23 protein-coding genes are annotated in these 26137 nt (G+C 72.0%); 8 read left to right on the top strand and 15 right to left on the bottom strand.

All coding sequences use genetic code 11. The features are described 5' to 3' along the window. The first annotated feature begins 143 nt into the window (after window positions 1-143). From ACGFI9_RS20115 to ACGFI9_RS20105, 3 genes are all read left to right on the top strand, one after another. Entirely contained in the window at window positions 144-1499 is a 1356-nt protein-coding gene (locus ACGFI9_RS20115; protein WP_393179743.1) for an AAA family ATPase, read from the top strand. Window positions 1500-1526: 27 nt separating this feature from the next. Next, on the top strand, window positions 1527-2552 hold the full coding sequence (locus tag ACGFI9_RS20110; RefSeq protein ID WP_393179741.1) for a ParB/RepB/Spo0J family partition protein: 1026 nt from the start codon (window positions 1527-1529) through the stop codon (window positions 2550-2552). Between the two features lie 2029 nt (window positions 2553-4581). Then, window positions 4582-5361 (top strand): hypothetical protein, encoded by a 780-nt coding sequence (locus ACGFI9_RS20105; protein WP_393179739.1) that lies wholly within the window; start codon window positions 4582-4584, stop codon window positions 5359-5361. A 17-nt stretch (window positions 5362-5378) separates the two neighbouring features. Here the strand turns inward: ACGFI9_RS20105 and ACGFI9_RS20100 are convergent, their stop codons facing one another. Both ACGFI9_RS20100 and ACGFI9_RS20095 read right to left on the bottom strand, forming a co-directional pair. Then, entirely contained in the window at window positions 5379-6377 is a 999-nt protein-coding gene (locus tag ACGFI9_RS20100; RefSeq protein WP_393179737.1) for a D-alanine--D-alanine ligase, read from the bottom strand. A 7-nt stretch (window positions 6378-6384) separates the two neighbouring features. Then, a complete protein-coding gene (locus ACGFI9_RS20095; protein WP_393179735.1) occupies window positions 6385-7698 on the bottom strand; it encodes a PLP-dependent aminotransferase family protein in 1314 nt (437 codons plus the stop codon). 287 nt (window positions 7699-7985) lie between these two features. Here ACGFI9_RS20095 and ACGFI9_RS20090 point away from each other — a divergent pair, with 287 nt between their 5' ends. Continuing rightward, window positions 7986-8654, top strand: a complete 669-nt coding sequence (locus ACGFI9_RS20090; RefSeq protein ID WP_393179733.1) for a GNAT family N-acetyltransferase — start codon at window positions 7986-7988, stop codon at window positions 8652-8654. A 47-nt stretch (window positions 8655-8701) separates the two neighbouring features. Here ACGFI9_RS20090 and ACGFI9_RS20085 read toward each other — a convergent pair whose 3' ends face one another. The 7 genes from ACGFI9_RS20085 to murJ form a co-directional block, all read right to left on the bottom strand. Continuing rightward, the gene (locus ACGFI9_RS20085; protein ID WP_393179731.1) at window positions 8702-9862 is read right to left on the bottom strand and encodes an N-acetylmuramoyl-L-alanine amidase; all 1161 of its coding nucleotides are present in this window, start codon (window positions 9860-9862) and stop codon (window positions 8702-8704) included. 190 nt (window positions 9863-10052) lie between these two features. Further along, on the bottom strand, window positions 10053-10376 hold the full coding sequence (trxA, locus tag ACGFI9_RS20080) for a thioredoxin (protein WP_393179729.1): 324 nt from the start codon (window positions 10374-10376) through the stop codon (window positions 10053-10055). A 38-nt stretch (window positions 10377-10414) separates the two neighbouring features. Beyond that, complete coding sequence (gene trxB / locus ACGFI9_RS20075; RefSeq protein WP_393179727.1) at window positions 10415-11368, bottom strand: thioredoxin-disulfide reductase; 954 nt, start codon at window positions 11366-11368, stop codon at window positions 10415-10417. 180 nt (window positions 11369-11548) lie between these two features. Further along, a complete protein-coding gene (locus ACGFI9_RS20070; protein ID WP_393179725.1) occupies window positions 11549-12550 on the bottom strand; it encodes a hypothetical protein in 1002 nt (333 codons plus the stop codon). Next, on the bottom strand, window positions 12547-13278 hold the full coding sequence (gene sigM / locus ACGFI9_RS20065; RefSeq protein ID WP_393179723.1) for an RNA polymerase sigma factor SigM: 732 nt from the start codon (window positions 13276-13278) through the stop codon (window positions 12547-12549). Before sigM ends, ACGFI9_RS20070 begins: the two co-directional genes overlap by 4 nt. Window positions 13279-13321: 43 nt before the next feature. Beyond that, complete coding sequence (locus ACGFI9_RS20060; protein ID WP_393179721.1) at window positions 13322-14932, bottom strand: protein kinase family protein; 1611 nt, start codon at window positions 14930-14932, stop codon at window positions 13322-13324. A gap of 519 nt (window positions 14933-15451) precedes the next feature. After that, window positions 15452-17206 carry a murein biosynthesis integral membrane protein MurJ gene (gene murJ, locus ACGFI9_RS20055; RefSeq protein WP_393179719.1) on the bottom strand — a complete coding sequence of 585 codons (1755 nt, stop codon included), beginning with the start codon at window positions 17204-17206 and terminating at the stop codon, window positions 15452-15454. Window positions 17207-17335: 129 nt separating this feature from the next. Between murJ and ACGFI9_RS20050 the strand changes: the two genes are divergently transcribed. Then, complete coding sequence (locus ACGFI9_RS20050) at window positions 17336-18799, top strand: CCA tRNA nucleotidyltransferase (protein WP_393179718.1); 1464 nt, start codon at window positions 17336-17338, stop codon at window positions 18797-18799. 92 nt (window positions 18800-18891) lie between these two features. On the opposite strand, the gene ACGFI9_RS20045 is transcribed toward ACGFI9_RS20050, so the two are convergent. From ACGFI9_RS20045 to ACGFI9_RS20030, 4 genes are read right to left on the bottom strand one after another with little or no spacing between them, the layout of a single operon-like run. Continuing rightward, on the bottom strand, window positions 18892-20388 hold the full coding sequence (locus tag ACGFI9_RS20045; protein WP_393179716.1) for a flotillin family protein: 1497 nt from the start codon (window positions 20386-20388) through the stop codon (window positions 18892-18894). A 27-nt stretch (window positions 20389-20415) separates the two neighbouring features. Continuing rightward, window positions 20416-20937 carry a hypothetical protein gene (locus ACGFI9_RS20040; RefSeq protein ID WP_393179714.1) on the bottom strand — a complete coding sequence of 174 codons (522 nt, stop codon included), beginning with the start codon at window positions 20935-20937 and terminating at the stop codon, window positions 20416-20418. Window positions 20938-20976: 39 nt separating this feature from the next. After that, window positions 20977-22071 (bottom strand): hypothetical protein, encoded by a 1095-nt coding sequence (locus tag ACGFI9_RS20035; protein WP_393179713.1) that lies wholly within the window; start codon window positions 22069-22071, stop codon window positions 20977-20979. Then, window positions 22068-22580, bottom strand: a complete 513-nt coding sequence (locus ACGFI9_RS20030) for a SigE family RNA polymerase sigma factor (RefSeq protein WP_393179711.1) — start codon at window positions 22578-22580, stop codon at window positions 22068-22070. Before ACGFI9_RS20030 ends, ACGFI9_RS20035 begins: the two co-directional genes overlap by 4 nt. 140 nt (window positions 22581-22720) lie before the next feature. On the opposite strand from ACGFI9_RS20030, the gene ACGFI9_RS20025 reads away from it, so the two are divergent. After that, window positions 22721-23125: a hypothetical protein gene (locus ACGFI9_RS20025; protein ID WP_393179709.1), complete on the top strand. Its 405-nt coding sequence runs from the start codon at window positions 22721-22723 to the stop codon at window positions 23123-23125. Between the two features lie 57 nt (window positions 23126-23182). Continuing rightward, window positions 23183-23662, top strand: coding sequence for a methylated-DNA--[protein]-cysteine S-methyltransferase (locus ACGFI9_RS20020; RefSeq protein ID WP_393179707.1), 480 nt, complete (start codon window positions 23183-23185; stop codon window positions 23660-23662). 63 nt (window positions 23663-23725) lie between these two features. Here ACGFI9_RS20020 and ACGFI9_RS20015 read toward each other — a convergent pair whose 3' ends face one another. Continuing rightward, a complete protein-coding gene (locus tag ACGFI9_RS20015) occupies window positions 23726-24805 on the bottom strand; it encodes an inositol-3-phosphate synthase (RefSeq protein WP_393179705.1) in 1080 nt (359 codons plus the stop codon). A gap of 24 nt (window positions 24806-24829) precedes the next feature. Then, window positions 24830-25468 carry a PadR family transcriptional regulator gene (locus tag ACGFI9_RS20010; RefSeq protein WP_393179703.1) on the bottom strand — a complete coding sequence of 213 codons (639 nt, stop codon included), beginning with the start codon at window positions 25466-25468 and terminating at the stop codon, window positions 24830-24832. A 174-nt stretch (window positions 25469-25642) separates the two neighbouring features. Here ACGFI9_RS20010 and ACGFI9_RS20005 point away from each other — a divergent pair, with 174 nt between their 5' ends. After that, on the top strand, window positions 25643-26107 hold the full coding sequence (locus tag ACGFI9_RS20005; RefSeq protein WP_393179701.1) for a DUF5318 domain-containing protein: 465 nt from the start codon (window positions 25643-25645) through the stop codon (window positions 26105-26107). Window positions 26108-26137 lie beyond the last annotated feature (30 nt).

Raw genomic sequence — 26137 nt, 5'->3', positions numbered from 1 at the left:
ACCGCGCGTCGATAGTGTGGAACGGCGGTGCCGGGCGGCACCCGAACCCGACCGTTCCCACCGGGCCGTGACGCCGCGCCGAGAGCGCGGGGGCCCTGATTGGCGGGTGCGGACCGACCATCCGGAGCGGGCAGGGATGACAGGTGCATGACGACGGCAGGTATGACGATCCACGGGTGACCGGACCGGAAGGGCGACCCTCCTCGGGCGATCCCGTTTCACGTGAAACCAACTACCAGGGCTGGCCGGTGAGCGACGACTCGCGGGGCCCGTCCACGCGTTCCCCGGAGGGTGATGCGATGGCCCGCCAGGACGTGCCCGGCCGGCCGACCTCCTCCGTGCCGGCGAACGTCCCGCTGTCGCGCGAGCCACACGACCCGACCGGTGGACCGGCGAACGCGCCCAGCGCCCGCCCGGCCCCGGTGCGCGGCAACGCGGCCGTCCCCGGACGGTACGAACCGCAGCCGCCGGTGTCGGGCGTGCCGCACCAGCCGACGGCGCAGGCGGCCCCGGACGCGGTGGCCGGAGTGGTTCGCCCGGCCGACACGCCACCAGCCACCGGCTACGGTGCCGAACCCGCCGACAGCACGTACGTTTCACGTGAAACCCCGACGCGCGAAGAGGATGACCCACCGTTGGCTATGGAGGCTATGCGCGCCGTGCAGATCCTGAATCCCAGTGGCGAGGTGACCATGCCGCGCCCCGAACGGACCCGGGTGATGTGCGTCGCCAACCAGAAGGGCGGCGTGGGTAAGACCACGACCACGGTGAACCTGGCGGTGGCGCTCGCCCTGCACGGCAACCGGGTCCTGGTGGTCGACCTCGACCCGCAGGGCAATGCCTCCACCGGGCTGAACGTCCCGCACCACACCGGCATCCCGGATGTCTACGACTGCCTGATCGACAGCGTGCCACTGGAGGAGGTGGCCCAGGCGGTCGAGGGCATCCCCAACCTGTGGTGCGTACCGGCCACCATCGACCTGGCCGGCGCCGAGATCGAGTTGGTCTCGGTGGTCGCCCGGGAGTCCCGGCTGGCCCGGGCCATCGCCGCCTACCCGGGGCACTTCGACTACGTCTTCATCGACTGCCCGCCGTCGCTCGGCCTGCTGACGGTCAACGCGCTGGTCGCCGCGCAGGAGGTGCTGATCCCGATCCAGTGCGAGTACTACGCGCTGGAGGGTCTCAACCAGCTGATCAACAACATCAACCTGGTCCGGCAGCACCTCAACCCGCGGCTCGAGGTCTCCACCATCCTGCTCACCATGTACGACCGGCGTACCCGGCTGGCCGACGCCGTGGAGCAGGATGTCCGGAACCACTTCGGCGACAAGGTGCTCCAGTCCGTCATCCCCCGGAACGTGCGGGTTTCCGAGGCGCCGAGCTACGGCCAGTCGGTGATGACCTACGATCCCGGTTCGCGGGGGGCGACGAGCTACTTCGAGGCCGCCCAGGAGATCGCCGAGCGAGGTGTCAAGGAGCCGGTGAGCCGGAATGCGTAGTGCGAAGAAGTCGCTGGGAGGCGTCGCATGAAGAACCGTCCTCGCGGCGGTCTGGGCCGGGGGCTCGGTGCCCTCATCCCCACCGGGCCGGTGCCGGGCAGCGCCCCGACGGCCGCCGAGACCGAGAGCGGTGCGGCGACGACCGCCCCGGCCGTGCCGGTGGCCGGCGCGGCAGCCGCCATCGGGGTGCCCGCCCCGACCGCGGAGCCGGAGTCGCACCTGAGCCCGGTGCCGGGGGCACGGTTCGCCGAGATCCCGGTCGACGCCATCGTGCCGAACCCGAAGCAGCCCCGGCAGGTCTTCGACGAGGAGGCGCTGGAGGAGCTGAAGACCTCGATCCAGGAGGTCGGCTTCCTCCAGCCGATCGTCGTCCGCCAGCTCGACGGCGAGAAGTACGAACTCGTCATGGGTGAGCGGCGCTGGCGGGCCGCCCAGGCGGTGGGCCGGGAGAGCATCCCGGCGATCGTCCGGGACACCAGGGACGACGCGATGCTCCGCGACGCGCTGCTGGAGAACATCCACCGGGCCAACCTCAACCCGCTGGAAGAGGCGGCCGCGTACCAGCAGCTGCTGGAGGAGTTCGGCGCCACCCACGAGGAGCTGGCCCGCCGGATCGGCCGGAGCCGGCCGCAGATCTCCAACACCATCCGCTTGATGAACCTGCCCGCCCAGGTGCAGCGGCGGGTCGCGGCCGGGGTGCTGTCCGCCGGCCACGCCCGCGCACTGCTAAGCCTGGATGACGCCGAGGCGCAGGAGCAGCTCGCCAAGCGGATCGTCGCGGAGGGTATCTCCGTACGCGCCACCGAGGAGCTGGTGGCCCTGGCGCTGTCGGACGGCCCGGCCAAGACCCCGGCCGCCAAGCGCCGCCCGAAGCCGCACGCGCCGGCGCTGTCGGACCTGGCGGACCGGCTCTCCGACCGGTTCGACACCCGGGTGAAGGTCGACATCGGCCGGAGCAAGGGGAAGATCACCATCGAGTTCGCCACGGTCGACGACCTCGAGCGGATCGTGGGCATCATCGGCGTGGGCCAGGAGGACCAGCCCGAGCAGTGACGCCCCTTGTCGGCCTCGGCCGCGTCGTTCCCGCAGCGGGCGACGCGGCCGAGTCGTTTCCGGGGCCCGACACCGGGCACCGGTCGCGACCCTCGGAGGCACTCGGCCCGGCGAACGGCTTCTGCGGGCTTCTCCGGCGTTCGTTGTGGCGGACGCCTACTCGGGGAGCCGTTCTCTCCGCCGGGCGGGTGACGGACGCTTCAGGGCCCCTGCGGGGGTGGGGTGGTCGTCGTTCGGCTGCTGCTGCGGGCTCGGCTCTTCGAGGGAGGCTCGATCCAGCTTCACGGGCGGTACCAGGGCTCCGCCCACTCCGCCATCCAGAGACGGCTGGGGTGACGGCGAGGCTGGCGAGCCGGGGCACGAGGGCCGAGGTTTCACGTGAAACGGTGGGCGAGGCTGCCCGACTGGCTAAGGGCCCACCACGCCGACGTCGGCGCGCTGCTCCGGCCATTCGGAGAGCGGGTGCTGACGGCTCCGTTTGTGGCGGTGCCGGTGTGGTGGAGATGGGATGGCGGTCCATGCGCCGCAGTGGACCCTCGGGCGTCGTTCACGGGAAACCGCGTGGAGAGGTTGTGGTTTCACGTGAAACGGATGACCGGCTGACGGCCAGTTCCGAATGTGGCGACTGCTGCCAGGCGTCGGCTGGCCGTCAACCCCCCTGGCGTCCGTCTCTGAAGAGCCTGCCGGCCCCGGCCAAGGTTCTGCCTGGCGGCTGACCCTCAGCTTCGACCGCCGTCTCCGGCTTTCATCCCTTCTCAGCTCCGTGTCGGAGACGATCGAGGTGTGCCCGAATTCTCGGCGTCGGCCGTCGACGCCCAAGCATCTGCCCGCCGACGCCTCCCTAACCCGCCACCGCCACCGCCACTGCCGGCCGGTCGGTCACACGGGGCTGCCATGCCGTGTCGAGCCGGAGAGGGAGACCCGGCCGCGAAGGCGAGGCGCCGTTGCCCCGCAGCGAAGGGCAGGCCGGTGATGGCGGCCCGGTGCGGGGGACTGAGTCGAAGGGCCGGACGCGGGCGGCCGGAGCGGTGGGGCGCAGAACGGAAGGCGGAGAGAACGGAGGGCGGGGAGGGAGGAGAGCGGAGAGGGAGGAGAGCGGAGAGGGAGGAGAGCGGAGAGGGCAGAGGCAGAGAGAAGGAGGACGTTGTTTCCTTGCGAGCCCGACAAGTGGCGGCGAAGGACATCGGCCAGTCGGCGTACCCGGCCGGGCCGCGAGCCGAACCCGAGCGACTGCACCCGCCCGCTCCTGCCGCGGATTGTCTGGCACCCCTCCCTCGATCCGCCGCGAGGCGAGGTACCTCCGCTGACAGCTCTCCCGAGCCTTCTGCTTGGTACCGACACCCGCCAGTAGAGGCTCGACGAGTTCCGGCAACAACCGGGCTGACTCTCCCACGCACCGCACCGCGCCGACGGAAGTTCGGCGAGGGGAAGGTTCGGTGTCCCGAGGCGACCCGCCCCGGCGAGGCGATGACCGGACACGCCTGGGGACCCGGCCGACGGTCGCGGCGCACTCCCCGTTTCACGTGAAACACCGTGCCGGCACTCCGCAGCAAGCCACGCCCCCGAGGCGGTCGGCCGGACACAACGCCGCCGTATTTCTGAGGCAGAGGACCACGAGCCACCGGGGCGGCTCGCCGGATCGTCAAGCCGCAGAGACCCACGCCCGATGACAACTGGACCGGAGGTGGGCCGGAGCGGCCCGCGAGGAGACCAGAAATGCCGGTCGAGGGCCGCCGCCGATCGGCGGTTCGGTCGTTAGGAGGAGAGGGTCGGACCGGTGGACAACCCCGTCCGCCCCCCGGCAGGTTATCCACAGTTGTTTTCCACAGGGCATCTTCGTTTCACGTGAAACAGCGCGGCGAAAGCCTTGCTGAGCTGTGGATGACGCGGCGTGGTGGTGATCTCAGCGGCCTGTGGACAACCCCGTGGACAACCGCTTGGCGAGCCGCGCCGGGTCAGCCACAGCCACCGGTGATCACCGATGAATCAGGTAGGGACAGGCGTCGCCGACTCGGTTAGGGTCAGCGTCGTGCAGGACACCCCTCCCTCAGTCCCGGACTTCACGCAATGGCCCTCCTTCCCCTTCGAGGGCGACCTTCGTGTCAAGCAACTCGACGAGCCGGTCCCGGTCGAACCTCCCCGCCGTGGGGAGGGAAACCGGGAGTGCACCGCCTGCAACGCCCCGGATGAGGCGTACATCTGGGTGGGTGAGCGGTGGCGGGTACGCGCGATGGACCGCCCCACCGGTCTCCCGATGGTGCTGATCCTGGAGTCCCGCTCCCACCTTGATCTCGGCGACCTCCCGAACCTGCTCGCCGCCGAGCTGGGCGTGATGACCGTCCGGCTCGAACGCGCCATCCGGTCCCTGGACGGTGTCGCCCGGGTGCACGTGAACCGCTGGGGCGACGGCTCCGCGCACCTGCACATGTGGTTCCTGGCGCGGCCGTACGGGCGGCTGCAGCTGCGGGGCACCTTCCTGTCCCTGTGGGACTCGATCCTGCCGCCCATCTCCGAGTCGCAGTGGCGGGAGAATTTGGCCCTGGTCGCCGCCTGGCTGGCCGAGTTCGGTGGTCGTCCGCTCGCCGAACCGCCGCGGATCCAGTGGCAGGCACCGTCGAGCCTGTCCGCGTCCCCCGCGGAGAGCGCGGCGCCGGCCGCCGAGGAGGAGGCCGCCTCCGTGATCGAGGCGGCCGACGAGATCCCGGAGCCCCAGCAGGACCAGCCGGCGACGGAGGATCCGGAGACCGAGGCCGAGGCGTCGGAGACCGGGGCGGACGAGCCGAGGGCGGAGCAGCCCCAGGCCGGTTGAGGACGGACCGGGCGGAGCTACCGGCGGCGGGCGGCGGCTCGGCTCACCAGCGAGCCGAGCACCCGGCCGAAGTCCAGCCCGGCCGCCTGCACCGCCAGCGGCAGCAGCGAGGTCTCGGTCATGCCCGGGGAGACGTTGACCTCCAGCACGTGCGGCTGTCCCTCCGCGTCGACGATCAGGTCGACGCGGGACAGGTCGCGCAGGCCGAGCGCGTTGTGCGCGGCGAGCGCCACGTCGGCCACCCGGTCGGTCGTCTCCCGGTCCAGCCGGGCGGGCGCGTGCCAGGTGGTCCGGCCGGCGGTGTAGCGGGCGGCGTAGTCGTACACCCCGTTGCGGGGCACGATCTCGACCGGGGGCAGCGCCTCCGGCCCTTCGCCCAGGTCCACGACCGAGACCGCCACGTCCATGCCGGGCACGTACCGCTCTACCAGCGCCGTCTGGTCGTACGCGAAACAGCCGACCATCGCGGCCGGCAGCGACGCGGCGTCCCGGACCACGGCGGCGCCCAGCCCGGAGCCGCCCTGGGCCGGCTTCACCATCAGCGGCAGGCCGAGCCGGTCGGCGATCCGGTCCAGCACGGCCACCGCGCCCAGTTCCGAGAAACGGTCGTGCGGCAGGGCCACCCAGTCCGGAGTCGGGATGCCTGCCTCGCGCAGCACCGCCTTCGCGGACGGCTTGTCCCAGGCCAGCCGGGAGGCGCGGGCGTCGCAGCCGACGTACGGCACGTCGCAGAGGTCGAGCACGCCACGCAGCGAGCCGTCCTCGCCGGTGGCGCCGTGCAGGGCGATCACCACCGCGTCCGGCGGGTCGGCGGCCAGCGCGGGCAGCAGGGCCACGTCCGCGTCCCGCAGTTCGGCGTCGAAGCCGACCGCACGCAGCGCGTCGAGCACCCGGCGGCCGGAGCGCAGCGAGACGTCCCGCTCGTACGAGAGCCCGCCGGCGAGCACCAGCACGTGCAGCTCGTCGGTGGCGGCGGAGTCGGTCACGGAAGCGTGGGCGGCAGGGCTGTCGGCCATGCGGGAATCATGCCAAGTCGGGACCGGGCGCGTCCGAGCCGCCCTGCCGGCGCCGCGGCCCCGCGCCGCCGACCGCGCCGAAGACCTTGCGCATGGCGATCTCCTGTTCCATCACGCCGGACAGCCGGCGGATGCCCTCGCGGATCCGCTCCGGCGGCGGGAAGGAGAAGTTCAGCCGCATGTTGCCGCTGCCCGCGCCGTCGGCGTAGAAGCCGGTGCCGGGCACGTACGCGACCCGGGCGGCGATGGCACGCGGCATCATCGCCTTGGAGTCGAGGCCGTCGGGGAGGGTCGCCCAGACGAACAGGCCGCCGCCCGGTGTGGTCCAGGTGGTGCCCTCCGGCATCAGGTCCGCCAGCGCGTCGAGCATCGCGTCCCGGCGCTCCCGGTAGACCTCGCGGTAGACCTTCAGCTGCTGCCGCCAGGGCATGGTGCCGAGGTACGTCGACACGGCGGCCTGCGCGTAGCCGCTGGGGCAGAGGATCTGCGCCTCGCTGGCGATGACCAACTTGTCGCGGACCGCATGCGGGGCGAGGATCCAGCCCACCCGCAGGCCGGGGGCGAAGGTCTTGGAGAAGGTGCTCAGGTAGAAGACCCCGTCGCGGCGCCGGGCCCGCAGCGGCGCGGGCGCCTCCCCCTCGAAACCGAGCTGACCGTACGGGTCGTCCTCGACCACCAGCAGGCCGGCGCGCTCGCAGATGTCGAGCACGCGTTCCCGCCGCTCCTCGCTCAGCGTCACGCCGGTCGGGTTCTGGTACGTGGGGATGGTGTAGAGGAACTTCACCCGCCGGCCGGCCCGGGCCAGGTCGGCGATGGCCGCCTCCAGCGCCTCCGGGATCAGCCCGTCGGAGTCCATCGGCACGTGCGCCACCTGGGCCTGGGCGGCCTGGAACACCCCGAGTGCGCCGACGTACGTCGGGCCCTCGGCGAGCACCACGTCACCCGGGTCCAGGAAGAGCCGGGCCACCAGGTCGAGCGCCTGCTGGCCGCCGACGGTGACCACCACGTCCTCCGGCGAGGCGCCGCAGGACGCGTCGATCCCGGAGAGGGACATCACCTCGCAGATCCGCTCGCGCAGCTCCATGGTGCCCTGGCCGATGCCGTACTGGAGGGTGGTCGCGCCGTGTTCGGCGCCGAGCCGGCCAAGCATCTCGCCCACCGCGTCGAGCGGCAGTGCCGCGATGTACGGGGCCCCACCGGCGAGCGACACGACCTCCGGCCGGCTGGCCACCGCGAAGAGCGCCCGGATCTCGGAGGCGGTCATCCCCCGGACCCGGCGGGCGTACCGGTCGGTGTAGTCGTCGAGCGTCGTGCCGGTCATGACATCACCTCGATCGGGTGTCGGCGGGGCTGCCGCCCGGTGTGGTACCCGCGATGCCGGCATCCATGGCGGCGCGGGACGGCCGGTTGGTCGATCGTAGTCCCCGCTCACCAGGGACGGACCCGCCATGTGGGTACGTCCACATCCCGGACCGGCCCGTCCCCGCCCTGGGTGGCGGTATGCGCGTCCTCTCCCGAACCGCCCGGCGGCGGCGTACGATCGCTCGTCGGGGGCAGAAAGAGGCACGAATGTGGCTTCGCTCCGAGCCTATTGGTGGGGATGCGCTCATGTCGCGACGTCTGGTCAGTCTGACCCTCGACACCCTCGAGGACCTGCCCGGCCCGTGCCGCCAGTGCGTCTACTGGGAGCTGGACCCGGTCTCCGCCGACCGGGCGTGCGCCGCCGGCGACCCGGGGCTGGAGAAGGAGGCCTGGGTTTCCCAGACCCTGCTGGAGTGGGGTTCCTGCGGCAAGCTCGCGTACGTCGACGGCATGCCCGCCGGTTTCGTCATGTACGCCCCGCCCGCGTACGTCCCGCGCTCGATGGCCTTCCCCACCTCGCCGGTCTCCGCGGACGCCGCGCTGCTGATGACGGCCACCGTGGTGCCCGCGTTCGCCGGCGGCGGCCTGGGCCGGATGCTGGTCCAGGGCGTGGCCCGGGACCTCACCAAGCGTGGCATCAAGGCCATCGAGGCGTTCGGTGACGCGAAGTTCGGGGACGGCGCGGAGGAGGACCCCACCCGGGCCTGCGTCGCGCCGGCCGACTTCTTCCTCTCGGTGGGCTTCAAGACCGTCCGCCCACACCCCCGCTACCCCCGCCTGCGCCTGGAGCTGCGGACCGCGCTCAGCTGGAAGTCGGATGTCGAGTACGCGCTGGAGAAGCTGCTCGGCTCGATGAGCCCGGAGACGCTGCTCCGTCCGGTCCGCCCGGCCCCGGCGACCCGCGCCACGAGCTGACCGGCCGACCGCGGCCGGCCGCGCGGGTGGACCGACCCCTGACCGGGTCAGTCCACCACATTGCCGGCGGCGACGGTCGCCCGCAGCTCGCTCACGTCGATCGAACCGGTCGGGACGTCCCGCTCGACCGGGAAGTACATCCGCTGCACGGCGGCGACGATCGCCTCCACGACCCGGTCCCGGAACCGGGGATCGACGAGCCGGCCCCGGTCCGCCGGTGAGGTCAGGTAGCCGACCTCGACCCGGACGGCGGGCATCTTCGTCAGCCGTAGCAGGTCCCACGACTTCGCGTGGGTACGGCAGTCGCGCAGCCCGGTCCGGGCCACAATCTCCCGCTGCACCAGCCCGGCCAGCCGTTCCCCGGTGGCCGAGGTGACGCCGTTGTCGGTGCCGTAGTGGTAGGTGGCCACCCCGTCCGCGGCCGGGTTGGCGTGCCCGTCGGTGTGCAGCGAGATGAAGACGTCGGCGCCGAGGGAGTTGGCCAACTGGGCGCGCTCGGCGTCCGGCAGACAGGTCTGCGGGGACGGGCCGCGGGTGAGCTGCACCCGTACCCCGACCGCGGCGAGCCGCCCCTCCAGCCGGCTGGCCAGGTCGTACACGATGTCGGCCTCGGTCCAGCGCAGCGGGCCGTCGGGGACCACCTCGCCCGGGTCGGTGCCGCCGTGCCCGGGATCGATCACGACGGTCCGCCCGACCAGGGCGGGCCCGGCCTGGCGGATGGCGTCGGATTCGCGGAGCCACTGCGGGCGACCGCCGACCACCTTGCGGCCGAGGCGGCGCAGCGCGTTCATGGTGTGCGGGCCGCACGCCCCGTCCGGCTTCAGCCCCATCTCCCGTTGGAACTGGGCGACTGCGCGGGAGGTGCGGATCCCGTAGATGGCGTCGGCGCGGCCCACGTTGTAGCCCATCTCCAGGAGGCGTTCCTGGAGCGTCCGGACGTCCTCGCCGATCAGCGGCTCGGGCACGGCGTGGTAGAGGGTGCGGGCGCCGAGCCGCCACCGGGCGGCGTCCAACGCCCGCCAGGTCTCCGCGCCGACCCGCCCGTCCACGCTGAGGCCACGGGACTGCTGGAACGCCCGCACGGCCCGCTCGGTCGCGGCGTCGAAGTCGTCGCCCCGACCGCCGGAGGAAAGCAGGTCCAGGCCGGTGAGGACGGTACGGATCTCCGCCACCGCAGGTCCCCGGTCACCGGGTCGGATCGGACGCACGACGACCCCCTCTGCACGGATGCTGGCTGGCCGGAGACTCCGACGGAGGTGCTCGCCCCCCACTGGGGACGCTTACGGAGCGTACCGTGGCCGGTTACCGGCGGGCTTCATGTTCGCCCAGGTCAGGAAAAGCCGGAACCCCCGTACCCGAAACGGGCTACGGGGGTTCCAGAGGTGTCCGGCGGTCGGCTCAGAGCGCGGACTGGATGAGCCGGACCAGCTCACCCTTCGGCTTGGCGCCGGCGATGGACTGCACCGGCTCACCGTTCTTGAAGATGGTGAGGGTCGGCACGGACATCACCCGGTAGGCGCGCGCGGTCTCGGGGTTCTCGTCGATGTTGAGCTTGACGATGCTGACCTGGTCGCCCATCTCGCCGGCGATCTCCTCCAGCAGCGGCGAGACCTTGCGGCACGGCCCGCACCACTCCGCCCAGAAGTCCACCAGGACCGGCTTGTCCGACTTGAGCACGTCACTCGCGAAGCTCGCGTCGGTGACCGCCTTGGTTGCTCCCACTATGAACCCCTCCTCCGGGACCTGTTTCTGAAGATGTTTCAGCCTTGCAGGGTGGCGATGAAGCGCTCGGCGTCCAGCGCGGCGGCACAGCCGGTGCCGGCGGCGGTGATCGCCTGCCGGTAGGTGTGGTCCACCAGGTCGCCGGCCGCGAAGACACCCGGGATGTTGGTCCGGGTGCTCGGCGCCTGCACCTTCACGTACCCCTCGTCGTCGAGTTCCACCTGGCCGCGGAAGAGTTCACTGCGCGGGTCGTGGCCGATCGCCACGAACACGCCGGTGACGTCGAGCACCTTGCTCTCGCCGGTGTGCACGTTGCGGACCCGGACACCGCTGACCTTGCCGTCCTCGCCGAGGATCTCCTCGATCACGGTGTTCCACTCGACCTTGATCTTGTCGTTGCCCAGCGCGCGCGCGGCCATGATCTTGCTGGCCCGGAACGAGTCCCGCCGGTGGATGATGGTGACCGACTCCGCGAACCGGGTGAGGAAGCTGGCCTCCTCCATCGCCGAGTCACCGCCGCCGACCACCACGATGTGCTGGTTGCGGAAGAAGAAGCCGTCGCAGGTGGCGCAGGACGACACCCCGTGGCCCAGGTACTCCTGCTCGCCCGGCACGCCCAGCGGGCGCCAGGCCGAGCCGGTGGAGAGGATGACGGCCTTGGCCCGGTACGCGGTGTCGCCGACCCAGACGGTGCTGACCGCGTCGGAGCCGACCTCGCCGGTGTCCTTGAGCTCGACCCGGGTCACGTCGTCGGTCAGGAACTCGGCGCCGAACCGTTCGGCCTGCTTGCGCATGTTGTCCATCAGCTCGGGGCCGAGAATGCCGTCCGCGAAACCGGGGAAGTTCTCCACCTCGGTGGTGGTCATCAGCGCGCCGCCGGACTGTACGCCCTCGATCACGAGCGGATTGAGGTTGGCGCGCGCGGCGTAGACCGCCGCCGTGTAACCGGCCGGCCCGGAGCCGATGATGATCAGGTTGCGGACCTCGTCCACTGCCGTCTCCCGATGTGTGTGTTCGCCACCGGCGCGCACCGATGTCGATCCCGAGTGCCGACGGACCATGGCGGCGTCGGCGCCTGACTTGCAGAACGTCATCGTACGAAGCGGAGATTCCCGAACCGGTCATCCGGTGGGTCACGTCACGCGGGACGACAGCCGCCGATGACCGCGTCCTCACCCTACCCGCGTACGGAACCGGGTGTCCGCGCCGGAGCCCGGCACCCCGCACTCCGGTCCGCTCGCCCACGCCCAGCGGGCGCCCGCCGCGTCGACGAAGGTCACGATCAGGGCGGGTTGCCCCTGGAACGACGCGTAGTCGACCAGGTCGACGGTGATCGGCCCGGAGCCGTGCTCGGCGTCGATCGCGGTGAGGCAGGCGTCCAGGGCGTCGGGCGGGGAGAGTCGCGCCAGCCCGGCGAGAGCCGAGAGCCGCTGGCTGTCCGGGGCCAGCCCGGGCCCCACGCCGCTGCGTTCGGCCGAGGGCTTGGCGTACGTGGTCGCGAGGCCGCCGGACAGCCGCTCCGGGGTGTAGTCGGTACCGCTGCTCATGGCCGGTGCGCTGGTCCGGTAGGCGCCGGCGCCCTCCCGGGGGGCGGCTGCCGGTGCCCCCGCGTCCTTGCCTGACAGGTCCGCGCCGCCGGTGCCGACCAGGTTGCCCAGCCCGAGCCCGACTGCGGCGAGCGAGGCGGCCGCCACGGCCACCGGCGCGGCGATCCGGGCCCAGCGCCGCGTGCGCCGACCGGGCCCGGTGTGGCGATCCGGGCCGTCCGCCGGCCGGGTCGTCCCCCCGGTCCGTCGGCCTCCCCCGATCGCCTGCGCCGGCACCACCACCGGCGTCGCTCCCGGAGCGGTGTGGCGACCGTCGGCGGCGGCGTCGGTTCCGGGTACGACGAGCGGTACGTCACCGGTCGGGGCCGGTCCGGCCCCGGCGAGCGCCGCCGTGATCCGGTCCGCCACGGCCAGCGGCATCTCCGGTGCGGGCTCGCCCGCCCAGTCGGCCAGCTCGGCGTGGACCAGGTCGATCGCCCGCGTCAGCTCGGCGTACGCAGCGCCCCAGGCCCGGTCCGCCTCGACCAGCCGGGCCACCGTGTCCTGCTCCGGGGTGCCTTCCAGCGCCCCACCGACGTAGTCGGCGAGCAGGTCGTGGTCGACCCCGCTGAACTCCCGGGCAGTCACGTCTCCTCCTGGCTGGCGTCCCGCCGGGACCACCCCGACGTGGATCCGACGCCCTCGGGCGGCCGGGGGTTCCCCCCGGTGACCCGGCGCACGTCCGGCACCTCGTCCGACCCGGTACGCAGGTGCCCGAGGAGCACGGCCAGCCGGGCCCGACCCCGGGCGCACCGGCTCTTCACCGTCCCCTCGGCGACGCCGAGGATCCGGGCCACCTCGGCCACCGGGTAGCCCTGCACGTCCACCAGCACCAGGGCGGCCCGCTGCTCGGCGGGCAGTTCGGCCAGGGCCTGCCGGACCACCAGGGCGGTCTCGTGGTCGCGCGCCGGCGCGGCCGGCTCCACCCCGCCGGTGTGCCGGCTGGGCTCGCCGTCGGTGTGCACGCCGTCCGGCAGCGGGACGGTGGCGTGGGTCTGCCGCCGCCGGATCCGGTCCAGGCAGGCGTTCACCACGATCCGGTGCAGCCAGGTGGTCACCGCCGAGTCGCCACGGAACCGGGCGGCGGCGCGGTGCGCCGAGAGCAGCGCGTCCTGGAGCGCGTCCGCGGCCTCCTCGCGGTCGCCGACGGTACGCAGCGCCACCGCCCAGAGCCGGTCCCGGTGCCGGTGGAACAGCTCGGTGAACGCGTCCCGGTCGCCGGCGACGTGCGCGCGCAGCAGGTCGAGGTCGGAGGTCCCGGCCGGCGTGCCGTCCCCGGTCACCGGCTCGGGCGTACGCCCGCCGCGACCGGTCATCACCACGTCCGAGGGAGGCGGTGCGGACGTCGCGGCGGACGGTTCACGAGCCCTGGACCGTGATCTCCTGGACCCCCACCTTGTAGCCGCTGCCGCCTTCCTTCTGCGGCAGCTCGGTGATCCAGAAGAGGAGGTACCGGTACTTCTTCTCCGGGTCGAATCCGTCGAAGGTCATCTTGGTGCCGTCGTGCTCCTCGAACGGCTGCCCGATCGCGGTCTTGTAGCTCGCGACGAGCTGCTTGTCACCGGCGGAGGTGGAGGGGAACTCCGCGGCGCCCGCGAAGAGCTCGGCGGAGGCGCCGGTGGCGGAGAGGACGGCCTGCACCGACTTGACGGTGTGCGGGGAGCCGAGGTCGACCCAGACCCCCATGCCCTTCTTGAGCCTGCCGAACTCGGGACCCTTGTAGGTGTCGGTCTCCCAGCCCTTGTCCAGATTGCCGTCGATCACCAGCTCGGCGTCGTCCAGCTCGTCGCGGGTCTTGCTGTCCGGGTCGATGATCCGGACGTCCTCGATGGCGAGCTGTCGGACCGCCGGAGCGGCCGGCGTGGCGTCGCCGGAGGCCGGGGCGCTGCTGGAGGGGCGGGCCACCGGCTCGGTCTTCGGGTTCTTGTCGCCGCCGAGGGCGCTGATCCCGATGAGCAGCCCGACCAGGGCCACCGCCAGCAGGGCAGCGATGCCCAGGGCGACCTTGCGGCCGCCGACCGAGGCCAGCGGCGACGGCTCCTCGCCGGGCTCGGCGGTGAACCGGAGCGGGCCGGCCTGGTCGAGGAAGTGGTCCTCGACGGGGATGTCCAGCCGGCTCAGCTCGGCCGCGAGGACGTCCGACGACGGCGGGGCGATCTCCGGGTCGAGCAGGTCCATGGTGAGGTCGTCGAGGTAGGCCGGCACGCCGGCGCGTACCTGGCGGGGCGCGGCGATCGAGCCGGCGGCGTCCCGGACGGCGTCGGGGAGGGCGGCCCGGCCGTGCCCCGCGGTGGCCCCGTGCAGCGGGGCCTCACCGTGCGGCCAGTGCCCGGTCAGCGCGAAGTAGAGCACGCCGCCGACCGCCCGGAGGTCGGTCTCCTGGCTGTCCGCGCCGTCGGTACGCGCGTCGGCCAGCACCACCCGGCCGTCGTCGCTGATCATCACCGTGCCGGGGTGGACGTTGCCGTGCACCATGCCGGTGGCGTGCACCGCGGCGAGGGCGCTGGCCACCGCGTTGCCGATGGCGGTCGCCCGGCCCGGGTCCAGCGGCCCGTCCTCGGCCACCAGCTCGCGCAGGGACTGGCCGTCCACCCACTCGCGGACGACGTACGCCCGGTCGGCCTCGTCGATCGCGTCGTAGACGCCGACCAGGTTGGGGTGGATCACCCGGCTGGCCGCCACCGCGGCCTGGAGCATCTCGGTGGCGGAGTCGCCACCCGGGTAGCGGAGGACCACCGCGACGGGACGGCGCAGCACGACGTCGACCCCGCGCCAGACCAGCCGGCCCGCGCTGTCGTTGTTGATGTGCTCGACCAGCTCGTACCGATCGGCAAGGATCTCACCGGCCGTGGGAGCACCGAAGGTCATGACCGGAGGTGCGTTCTCCTCCGCCTCCTGACCCTCGCCGACCTGGGTCACCCGTCCTCCCTCGGTGATCGTGTCGATCGATGGACCCGTGCTGCTGGGCATGTGGCTTTCCGCTCTGCCTTCGAAGGAACCTGGCAGACCGGTGTCGACGCCCGCGTCGGCACCTGCCGTACCCGTCGAGAGCGACCTTACCCGGGATGCCCGGTTCTCCGACATGTCATCTTCCCGCCCGAGCCGGTGAGACGCCAGTGACCACGGCGGTCGGCCGGGTCACGGCCGTTTTCCAGCCCCGTCACTGACAACACGCTCCAGCCAATCTAGAGGTTGACGGCAAGTAGTCGGCGCAGGGGCTTCGACGACTCCAGCTCGGCTGGCGGCCATAATTTCGGCCTCCGCGCCGCTTGGCGGCGCTCCGGACCGAATGAAGGCCGGTCTGGCGCCGTCGCCCGGGTGGCGGGCCGTGCGACCTACCTGCGGATTCCCCCGGTTCGGTCAGCCACCCTCATCCGTACGGCTGGTTGTCCACAGGCCGAGAGGCTGGCTGGGCGGCGGAAGCCAGAGTTATCCACAGCCGTATCCCCAGGCTGGTGATCGTCGTTCACCGTCCGTCATCGGGGCGGGTCAGCGGCCCAGGCGCCGCCGCACCATGCCGACCACCTCGGTGATCTCGCCGATCCGCAGCACCATGGCCAGCCCGAGGTACGTCGCGCCGATCACCGCGCCGCCGATCACCAACTGGACCGCCGCGGCCGTCCAGCTCAGGTGCGCCGGGTCGCCGGGGAGCAGCTTGACCACCACGAGGCCGACCAGGGCCGCGCCCAGCGCGGCGACGACCACCCGGCCCATGGTGCGCATGATCCCGCCCAGCCCGATCCGGCCCACCCGGGGCCGGAGCAGCATCGCCGAGATCACCGCCGCGGCCACGTACGAGACGGCGTTGCCGAGCATCATGCCGGCCGCCGCGAAGGTGGCCGACAAGGCGAGGAAGAGGCCGACCTGGAGGAGCACCCGCAGCGCCACCACCGGGATGTTGACCAGGGCCGGCGTCCGGGTGTCCGGCAGCGCGTAGAAGGCAAAGGTGAAGAGCTGGCTGATCGCGAACGGGACCAGCCCGACCGCCGCCACCAGCAGCACCGTCGAGGTGGCGCGGGCGTTGTCCCCGTTGAATGCGCCGTACTGGAAGACCACCCGGGCGATCGGGCCGGCGAGCACCGCGTAGCAGACCGCGACCGGGGCGAGTACCGCGGTGACCATGCGGGTGCCCCGGGAGAGGTCGGCGGTGACGTCGCGGAACCGGCCCTCGGCGGCGGCGGCGCTCATCCGCGGCATCAGCGCGGTGATGATCGAGACGGCGATGATGCCGTGCGCCATCATCAGCAGGAGGAAGACGTTGTTGTAGATCAGCAGGCCGGCGCGGGTCTTGCCGTCCCCGCCGGACCCGGACACCCGCAGCAGCAGGTTGACCACCACGAAGAGGCCCAGCTGGTTGACCCCCACGTAGCAGAACATCCAGCCGCCGAGCCGGGCCAGCTCGCGCAGGCCCAGCTCGCGGAAGTCGAAGCGCCACTTCCACCGGAAGCCGACCTTGCGCAGCGCGGGTAGCAGTCCGGCGGACTGCACTGCCACGCCGAGCAGGGTGCCACCGCCGGCCAGCAGGATCCGGCCGGCGTCCATCTGGTCCGGCTGGAGCGCCCGCGCCCCGTAGAGGACGATGTACAGGCCGAAGGTGCCGATGACGACCAGGTTGTTCAGGATCGGCGCCCACATCGGGGCGGCGAAGTGCCCCCGGGTGTTCAACACGGCCGCGATCAGCGCGCTCACGCCGGTGAAGAAAAGCATCGGCAACATCAGGTAGGACAGGTCGTTGACCAGTCCCTTGTACGCGGCGTCCTTGCCGCTGGCGTAGATCGCGGTGATCACCGGGGCGAGGAGCACCGCGATCAGCGCGGCGGCGGCCAGGGCGAGCACCGCCAGGCTGAGCAGCCGCTGGGCGTACGCCTCGCCCCGGTCCGGGTCGGCGTTGCGGCGGCGGACCAGCACCGGGATCAGCACACTGGTGAGCACCCCGCCAAGCAGGAACTCGTACACCTGGTTCGGCAGGAACTGGGCGGTGGTGTACACGTCGCCCACCGCGTTGCCGAGGGCGGCACCGACCATCAGGTTGCGGATGAAGCCCGTACCCCGGCTGACCAGGCTGCCGACCGCCATCACCGCGCTGTTCGCCGCAGCGCTGGTCTCCGCCACCACCTCCTGCGGCGGCGCGGTGGCCTCCACACCCGGCTGGTTGAGCGGCTCGGCCGAGATGAAGGTCGCCCCGTCGTCCGGCGGCAGGCCGCCGCCGTGCGCGTTGGCGCTGCGGTAGAGCCCGCCGCTCATCTCCAGCCTCCCAGGGGTACGTCCGAGCCGGACCTCCGGGCCCGCACGCCCAAGACGATAGTCAACCTCGGTGGCTTACCCGCGCCCGGCGCGGTTGACCCCGCTCCGGCCCGATAGGCTGGCGATCCCATGTCCGAAGCCTCCGCATCCCACGCCGCCGAACGCCGTGAGCTGACCGCCGCGCAGCGCAACGCCGTCGCCGAACTGCTCCGCGTCTCGCCGGTCGCCGACGAGCTGGGCCGGCGCTTCGCCCGGGCCGGTCACGAACTGCACCTGGTGGGTGGATCGGTACGGGACGCGCTGCTCGGCCGGCTCGGCCACGACCTCGACTTCTGCACCGACGCCCACCCGGACGAGACCTTGAAGATCATCCGGGGTTGGGCGGAGTCGATCTGGGAGACCGGGCGGGAGTTCGGCACCATCGCCTGCCAGCGCGAGGGTCTCAGCCTGGAGATCACCACCTTCCGCGCGGAGGCGTACGACCAGGTCAGCCGGAACCCGGTCGTCGAGTACGGCACCAGCCTGGAAGAGGACCTGAAGCGCCGCGACTTCACCGTCAACGCGATGGCGGTCAGCGTCCCCGACCACCGGTTCACCGACCCGTACGGCGGCCTGGCCGACCTGGCCGCCAAGATCATTCGTACTCCCGGCACGCCGCAGGAGTCCTTCCGCGACGACCCGCTACGGATGCTGCGCGCGGCCCGGTTCGCCGCCCAGCTGCGCTTCACGGTGCACCCCGAGGTCCGCGAGGCGATGACCCGGATGGCCCCGGACCTCGACCGGATCACCGCCGAGCGGATCCGGGACGAGTTCACCAAGCTGCTCTGCGGCGCCGACCCGATCACCGGGCTGCGGCTGCTGGTCGACACCGGGCTGGCCGAGCGGTTCATCCCGGAGCTGACCGGGCTCAAGCTGGAGATCGACGAGCACGCCCAGCACAAGGACGTCTACGAGCACACCCTGACCGTGGTCAGCAACGCCATGTCGATGGAGGAGGACGGCTGCGACTTCGTGCTGCGGATGGCCGCGCTGATGCACGACGTCGGCAAGCCGGCGACCAAGGCGGTCGGCCCGGACGGCCGGGTCAGCTTCCACCACCACGAGCTGGTCGGCGCCCGGCTGACCAAGGCCCGGATGAAGGCGATGCGCTACCCCAAGGACGTGACGTCCCAGGTGGTCAAGCTGGTCGGCCTGCATCTGCGTTTCTACGGGTACGGCCGGGGCGAGTGGACCGACTCGGCGGTCCGCCGGTACGTCACCGACGCCGGTGACCTCCTGCCCCGGCTGCACAAGCTCACCCGCTCCGACTGCACCACCCGCAACCGGCGGAAGGCGGCCCAGCTCGCGGCCGACTACGACGCGCTGGAGGAGCGGATCGCCCGGATCGCCGCCGAGGAGGACCTGGCTCGGGTCCGCCCCGACCTGGACGGCAACGCGATCATGGAGCTGCTCGGCGTACCGCCGGGGCCGATCGTGGGGAGGGCCTGGCAGTACCTCAAGGAGCTGCGGCTGGAACGCGGCCCGCTGGACCGCGACGAGGCCGAGGCGGAGCTGCTCCGCTGGGCCCGGGAACAGGGCATCATCACGTCCTGACCGCGAGCCGTGGCGAGCACCGCGTGGATCCAGGTGTCAAGAAGGGCCCCTCGTCCAACGCCCGGCGTTGACAAGGGGCCCTTCCTTACCGCTCAGGCTTCGACGGCGGGCTTGGTGCTGCCGTTGCTGCTCGCGCTGCCCAGCTTGGCGAGCAGGCCGGCCAGGTCGATGCCGGTCAGATCGCTGCCGAGCTGGAGGCCCTGCGCCACGTTCCCGGCCACGGACTTGGTCAGCGAGGACGCGCCGTCGGTCGAGATGACCGTCATCTTGTCGATCGCGCCGATCGGGGCGCTCGCCGCCTCGACCACCTGCGGCAGCACCTTGACCAGCAGGTCCAGCACCGCCGCCTCGCCGTACGCGGCGAACGCCTCGGCCTTGCGGGCCATCGCGTCGGCCTCGGCCTGCCCCTTGGCCAGGATGGCCGCCGCCTCGGCCTGGCCCTCCCGCTCGACCGCCTCGGCGATCGCGCTCCGCCGGCGCTGCTCGGCCTCACCCTCCTTGGCGCCCTCGATCGCGTTCGCCTCGGCCAGCGCGGCGCGGCGGGCCCGCTCGCCCTCACCGGTGAGCCGAGCCTGCTCGGCGGCGGCCTGCGCGGCGGCGATGGTCGCCTGGCGCTGCGCGTCCGCGTTGAGCACCGCCGCGTTGCGGGCCGCCTCGGCCTCCTGCTCGACCTTGTAACGGGCCGCGTCGGCCGGCTTGCGCACCTCGGTGTCGAGCTGCCGCTGCTTCAGCTCGGCGTTCCGCTCGGCCACCTTCTGCTGCTCGGAGAGGATCGCCTGGTCCCGCTCGGCCTGGGCGAGCGGGCCGGCCGCCGCCGACTTCGCCTTGGCCGCGTCGATCTCGGCCTGGATGGCGGCCTGCTTGAGCGCCAGGTTCCGGTTCGCCTCGGCGATCGCCTCCTCGGCCAGCAGTCGCTCCTGCTCGGCCTGCTGTCGGGCCCGCGCCTCGGCGATGGCGGCGTCCTTGAGCACCCGGGCCGCCTCCGGCCGACCCAGGTCCTGCAGGTACGAACCCTCGGCCAGGATGTCCTGGAGCTGGAAGGTGTCCAGCACCAGGCCCTGGTTGGTCATCGAGTGCTCGGCCTCCTCGGCGACCGCGCTGGCGAACGCCGCCCGGTCCCGGATGATCTCCTCGACGGTGAGCCGCCCGACGATCGAGCGGAGCGCGCCGGCCAGCACCTCCCGGGTGAAGTTGTCGATCTCCTCCTGCTGGTTCAGGAAGCGCTGGGCGGCGGCGCGGATCGCGTCCTCGGTGCCGCCGACCTTGACGATCGCGACGCCGTGCAGCTCGGTACGGATGCCCTGCTTGCTCACCGCGCCCCGGATGCTGACGTCGATCCGGCGGCTGGACAGGTCGAGGGACTGGAGCTTCTGCACCACCGGCAGGACGAAGACCGAGGCGCCGAGCACCACCTTCTGCCCGGACATGTCGGTGGCGCGCCCGCCGTCGGCGGTCTGCGTGGTCCGGCCCTTGCGGCCGGTGACGATGAACGCCTGGTTCGGGCCGGCCACCTTGATCCGGGAGAGCACGAACAGGACGAGGAGGACGGCGAGGAGGACCGCGCCGCCGATGGCGACGAGCAGGGGCATGTGGGTTCCCGTCTGTGCGAAGGGGAATCAGTAGGTCTCGACGTGGACGCTGGTCTCGCTGAGTGCTTCGACCACGAAGATCCGGGTGCCGGCCGGGAGCGGACGGTCGGCGCGGGCGTTGAGCTTCACCGGCTGGCCGGCGAGGCGTACCCGCACCTCGCCGTAGCCGCCGGCCGGGACCGGGGTGACCACCAGGCCGGTCGCGCCGACCAGATGGCTGCGGGTGGGTGTGGGGTCGGTCCGCATGTTGCGGGCCGCCCGGCTGAGCCGGGCCGCCAGCCACGCGGTGGGCACCGCGGCGACCGCGCCGCCGGCCACCGCCGCCGCGATCATCCCCGGGGTACGCCCACCGAGCAGCTCGTTGACGATCGCGGCGCCGAAGCCGAAGGCCCCGGTGAACCCGGCGACCGCCTCCAGCGACACCGGACCGTCGACGTCCGGATGGCCGATGTGCAGCAGCCCCGAGCCGACCAGAGCGAGGGCGAGTACGCCGACCCCGGCCCCGCCGATGATCAGGAAGAGGAACGTCCCCGTGGCCACGACCCGCACGGTATCGACATTGCGCAACGTCGCGGGCCGGCCGAACGGTCAGCGCGGGGCGACGGTCACCTCAAGATCGACCAGCTCCCTCGGCAGCGGCTGGCGGACCAGCTCCCGCCCGGTCGGGTCGGCGAGGACGAAGTCCCCCGTGCCGAGCGGCCGGCGGTAGAGCAGCCGGTCGTCGGAGACCCAGACGACCTCGGCGCTCGGCAGCGGGTTCAGCACCCGGCCGGTCGCCGTCTCGACCAGCAGCGGCTCCTCCTGCCCCTGGACGACGACGAGCTTCCCGTCCGGCGACCAGGCATCCGGGCCGGCCGGACCGCCGGGTACCGACACGAAACGGGTCGGCCGGCCGTCCTCGACGGAGAACAGCTGCACGCCTCTGGCGCGATCCCGGGGCGATGACTCGGGGGCCTTGTGGCCGGTCAGTGTGAGGGCCACCTCCCGACCGTCCCTGGTCCAGGTGAAATCGCAGAAGTCGGTGCAGAACCAGACCCGGCGGTCCACCAGGTGCGTCTGTTTGGCGCCGTCCGTGTCCAGCACGACGAAGCCGAAGTGGTCCACCCGGTGGGTGGTGAGGAGCAGGCGCCGGCCGTCCGGTGACCAGTGCGGCACGGAGAGCGCGCCGTCCACCTGGTACCAGCGGGTCTTTCCGCTGGTCAGATCGATCAGGCCGACTTCCCGCGGCCGGTCGTCGTCGTGGACCGCGACGAGCGAGCCGGTGGGCGCGGGAAAGATGCCGTCGTAGCGGTCGGTGGCGATGTAGCTACCCCGTCCCCGGTCCAGCAGGAAACCGTTGCCGGAACCGCCCTTGACCTGCGCCCGCGTCACCACCCAGCCGCCGGGCAGCACCAACGGCTTCCTGGTCCAGTTCGCCCCCGGGGTGGCCAGCATGGTCGGCGAGGGGGTTGCCGTCGGGGTTGGTGTCGCCGGGGGTGCGGCCGGATCGGGCCGGAGTAGCGCGAAGGGCAGGGTCACCCCGACGATCGCCACCAGGACGGCACTCGTGGCGGCGACCCGCCGACGGCGACGCAGCCGCCGGCCCCGATTGAGGGCCCGGGTGGCGAGGTCGGGTGCCGAGCCCACCCCGTCCGCGAGGTCCCGCACCGCCGCGCGGAGCGTCTCGTCCAGCATTCCGCTCATCGCGTCACCTCTGCACGGCTCGTCAGCTCGTCCAGCGCCGGCACCAACTGCCGGAGCCGGGCCAGCGCCTTGGCGGTCTGGCTGGCCACCGTGCCGGACCGGCAGCCGAGCAGCGCGGCGGTCTGTTCGACGCTGAGGTCCTCCAGGTAGCGCAGGGTCAGCACGGCCCGCTGGCGGGGCGGCAGGGCCCGCAGCGCGTCCCGCAACAGCAGCCGCAGGTCGTGGTCGGGGCCGATCGTCGCCCGGTCCGGCAGCTCCGCGACCGGGACCTCCGCCCGCCGTGCGCGTCGTCGCCAGCCGGAGACCTGGTCGTGGTAGAGGATCCGTTTCACGTACGGCTCGGCGTCGCCGCGGATCCGCGGCCAGCGCGCGTACGCCTTGGCGAGCGCGTTCTGCAGCAGGTCCTCCGCAGCGTGCTGGTTCCCGGCGAGCGCGTACGCGACGCGCAACAGGGCGCCTCCTCGTTCGTTGACGAACGCGGTGAACTCCCCGTCGGTCACCTCTGCCACTCCGCACCTCCGTACCGAAGACGCGCGCCGATCGCGGAAGTTTGCCCCACTGGACGGAGAAAACGGCCGCGACGAGAATCTAGCCGTTGACAAGATTCGCCCACAGGAGGAATCTTGACATTGACAAGACGGAGGTATCGATGTCATCGGACACACTCACCACGGCCGGAATCCTGCTGATCACCGTCGTCGCGGTCGCGTACGGCGGACTGACCCTGCTCACCCACCTGGCCCGCCGCAAGCCCGGCTACCTGGACAACCCGGTCCGCCGCGGATTGTGGACGGCGGGCCATGCGCACGCCGGCGTCCTGGTCCTGTTCGCCCTCGTCGCGCTGCCCTACATCGACCAGGCCGACGCGTCGTCCGGGATGCGGACGCTGATCCGCACGCTGTTCGTCGCGGCGCCGATCCTGATGCCGCTCGGCTTCTTCCTCTCCGTCGCGCGTCCCACCGACACCCGACCCAACAAGCTGATCTGGCTGACGGTCGCGGGCGGGGCGAGCCTGAGCCTCGGTGCGGTGCTGCTCGGCATCGCCCTGCTCTGATCGGCCGCGGTGCCGCCGGCGTCGGCCGGTGTCGTAGCGGCCGGGCAGAATGGCCGCATGCGCTGGACCGTGCTCGATTCGCCGATCGGTGAGTTCTCCGTCGCCACCGACGGCGGGGCGGTCCGGGCGGCGCACTTCGGGCGGGTGGCGTCGGCGACCGAGGAACCGGGCGACGAGCTGGCCCGGCTCGTCCTGACCGAGCTGCGGGCCTACTTCGCCGGGGAGCTGACCGAGTTCACCGTCCCGGTCGCGGTGCTGCGCGGCTCGGAGTTCGAGCGCGCGGTGTGGCGGGAGATGACCCGCATCCCGTACGGGGAGACGCTGACCTACGGCGAGGTGGCGCGGGCGGTCGGGGATCCGGGGGCGGCCCGGGCGGTCGGGGTGGCCTGCAACCGCAACCCGGTGCCGGTGATCGTGCCCTGCCACCGGATCGTCGGCGCGGGCGGCAAGCTGGTCGGCTTCGGTGGGGGGCTGCCGCGCAAGGTGACCCTGCTGGAGCTGGAGGCGGCGGTGGCGCTGCGCCGCGCCTGGTCCTGACGTACGCGGACGAAGGAGGCCGGGTCCGCGCGGACCCGGCCTCCTTCCCTGCTGGTCAGCGCGTCAGCGCTCGACCTCGCCCTTGATGAACGCCTCGACGGCGGCGTGCGCGTCGTGGTCGGCGTACTGCTTGGGCGGGGACTTCATGAAGTACGAGGAGGCGGAGAGGATCGGGCCACCGATCTTCCGGTCCAGCGCGATCTTCGCGGCGCGGACGGCGTCGATGATGACGCCGGCCGAGTTCGGCGAGTCCCACACCTCGAGCTTGAGCTCGGCGTTGAGCGGGGTGTCACCGAAGGAGCGGCCCTCCAGGCGGATGTAGGCCCACTTCCGGTCGTCGAGCCACGGCACGTGGTCCGACGGGCCGATGTGCACGTCGCTCTTCTGCATCTCGTGCGGGATCTGGGAGGTCACCGACTGGGTCTTCGAGATCTTCTTCGAGACCAGGCGGTTGCGCTCCAGCATGTTCATGAAGTCCATGTTGCCGCCGAAGTTGAGCTGGTACGTGCGCAGCAGCTCGACCCCGCGGTCCTCGAAGAGCTTCGCCAGGGCGCGGTGCACGATGGTGGCGCCCACCTGGCTCTTGATGTCGTCACCGACGATCGGCAGGCCGGCGTCGGAGAACTTCTTGGCCCACTCCGGGTCGGAGGCGATGAAGACCGGCAGGGCGTTCACGAACGCGCAGCCGGCGTCGATCGCGGCCTGGGCGTAGAACTTGTCGGCCTGCTCGGACCCGACCGGCAGGTAGGAGACGACCACGTCGACCTGCGCGTCGCGCAGCGCCTGCGCCACGTCGACCGGCTCGACGTCCGACTCCTCGATGATCTCGCGGTAGTACTGGCCGAGACCGTCGAAGGTCGGGCCGCGCTGCACGGTGACGCCGGTCGGCGGCACGTCGCAGAGCTTGATGGTGTTGTTCTCGCTGGCCACGATCGCCTCGGCGAGGTCCATGCCCACCTTCTTGGCGTCCACGTCGAACGCCGCGACGAACTTCACGTCCGAGACGTGGTAGTCGCCGAAGGTGACGTGCATGAGACCCGGGACGCGGTCGTTCGGGTCGGCGTTCCGGTAGTACTCCACGCCCTGCACGAGGGACGAGGCGCAGTTACCCACACCGACGATGGCGACGCGGACGGAGCCCATAGCGTCTGCCTCCTTCTTCTTTCATCACGGCCGCTCTTTCCTGGACTCTCCAGGCGGGGGCGGGCTGTCGTTTTCTCGTCGGCCGCCGGCCGTCCCGGGTGCCGGGACCGTCGGGGCTCGGCCGGAGCGCTCGTTGGCAATGAGCTCCTCCAGCCAGCGAACCTCGCGTTCACAGGCGTCGAGCCCGTGGCGCTGCAGTTCCAGGGTGTACGCGTCGAGCCGCTCGGCTGCCCGGCCGAGCACGTCACGAAGGCCTTCGCGACGTTCCTCGATCTTCCGACGGCGACCTTCCAGGATCCGGAGCCGGGTGGCCTGGTCGGTCCGGGCGAAGAACGCGAAGTGCACCCCGAAGCCCGTGTCGTCGTACGTCTCCGGCCCAGCCTGCGCTATCAGCTGGGCGAAGCGTTCCTTGCCCTCCGCGGTAATGGTGTAGACCACCCGTCCACGTCGGCTGGTCAGGGCGGGAACCTCCTCGGCGGTCGCGGGCGTCTCGGCGGCTTCGGCGATCCATCCCGCCGCCTGCAGCCGGCGCAGGGTCGGGTAGAGGGAGCCGTAGCTGATCGCCGCCCGGATGGCGCCGAGCTTGGCGGTCAACTCCTTGCGCAGCTCGTAGCCGTGCATCGGAGCCTCCTGCAGGAGGCCCAGGATGGCGAACTCGAGCATGGGCCACCCCTTCTTACCCCCGGCGCGGAGGCGTAACCGCCGCGATGTATCGGACCGATACATCGCACGTTAGCGGACACCCATGATCAGGGCAAACCCTCGTTTACGCACTCCTGCCCTCACGGATCGTGACGATGGTCGCCTCGCCCCGCCGGACCGCGTACCCTTTGCCGCATGCGTACGCAGCGCCAGGTCGTCGACTACTCGCTCCAGAAGCGAGCAGTGCTGCGTGAGCTCCTCGCCGGCCGGATCGGCACGTACGACGTCTGCGACGCCTCGCCGTACCTGAAGAACGCCGCCCGGTTCCACGGCGAGCCCACCGAGGAGCGCTGCCCGATCTGCCGCAGCGAGAACCTCATTCACGTCCACTACATTTACGGGGACGAGCTCAAGCAGTCCGCCGGCCAGGCGCGTACCCGGGCCGAGTTGCCCGTCCTGGCGATGACGCTGCGTGAGTTCCAAGTCTTCGTGGTGGAGGTGTGCCCCGGCTGCGACTGGAACCATCTCGTCGAGCAGTTCCTGCTCGGGCGGGACGGCCTGGCCGGTGGCATGGAGGACGGGTCGGAGCAGGAGGCGGTGAGCGGCTCGTCCGCGCCGACCGGCTCCACCCCTCGTCGAAGGCGAGAGGCGCAACGGTGAATTCGGCTGTCCGGGTCGAGCCCCCCAGGA

It is taken from the genome of Micromonospora sp. NPDC048930, from assembly GCF_043197935.1.
GTDB lineage: Bacteria > Actinomycetota > Actinomycetes > Mycobacteriales > Micromonosporaceae > Micromonospora.
This window is presented reverse-complemented; position numbering and strand designations above follow the sequence as displayed.

Excerpts from the sequence above, each read along its gene's own strand:
- ACGFI9_RS20110 (WP_393179741.1), top strand. The coding sequence starts at position 1,527 with ATGAAGAACCGTCCTCGCGGCGGTCTGGGCCGGGGGCTCGGTGCCCTC.
- ACGFI9_RS20100 (WP_393179737.1), bottom strand. The coding sequence starts at position 6,377 with ATGGCCGACAGCCCTGCCGCCCACGCTTCCGTGACCGACTCCGCCGCC.
- ACGFI9_RS20095 (WP_393179735.1), bottom strand. The coding sequence starts at position 7,698 with ATGACCGGCACGACGCTCGACGACTACACCGACCGGTACGCCCGCCGG.
- ACGFI9_RS20090 (WP_393179733.1), top strand. The coding sequence starts at position 7,986 with ATGTCGCGACGTCTGGTCAGTCTGACCCTCGACACCCTCGAGGACCTG.
- sigM (WP_393179723.1), bottom strand. The coding sequence starts at position 13,278 with ATGACCGGTCGCGGCGGGCGTACGCCCGAGCCGGTGACCGGGGACGGC.
- ACGFI9_RS20060 (WP_393179721.1), bottom strand. The coding sequence starts at position 14,932 with ATGCCCAGCAGCACGGGTCCATCGATCGACACGATCACCGAGGGAGGA.
- murJ (WP_393179719.1), bottom strand. The coding sequence starts at position 17,206 with ATGAGCGGCGGGCTCTACCGCAGCGCCAACGCGCACGGCGGCGGCCTG.
- ACGFI9_RS20050 (WP_393179718.1), top strand. The coding sequence starts at position 17,336 with ATGTCCGAAGCCTCCGCATCCCACGCCGCCGAACGCCGTGAGCTGACC.
- ACGFI9_RS20045 (WP_393179716.1), bottom strand. The coding sequence starts at position 20,388 with ATGCCCCTGCTCGTCGCCATCGGCGGCGCGGTCCTCCTCGCCGTCCTC.
- ACGFI9_RS20035 (WP_393179713.1), bottom strand. The coding sequence starts at position 22,071 with ATGAGCGGAATGCTGGACGAGACGCTCCGCGCGGCGGTGCGGGACCTC.
- ACGFI9_RS20025 (WP_393179709.1), top strand. The coding sequence starts at position 22,721 with ATGTCATCGGACACACTCACCACGGCCGGAATCCTGCTGATCACCGTC.
- ACGFI9_RS20020 (WP_393179707.1), top strand. The coding sequence starts at position 23,183 with ATGCGCTGGACCGTGCTCGATTCGCCGATCGGTGAGTTCTCCGTCGCC.
- ACGFI9_RS20015 (WP_393179705.1), bottom strand. The coding sequence starts at position 24,805 with ATGGGCTCCGTCCGCGTCGCCATCGTCGGTGTGGGTAACTGCGCCTCG.
- ACGFI9_RS20010 (WP_393179703.1), bottom strand. The coding sequence starts at position 25,468 with ATGCTCGAGTTCGCCATCCTGGGCCTCCTGCAGGAGGCTCCGATGCAC.
- ACGFI9_RS20005 (WP_393179701.1), top strand. The coding sequence starts at position 25,643 with ATGCGTACGCAGCGCCAGGTCGTCGACTACTCGCTCCAGAAGCGAGCA.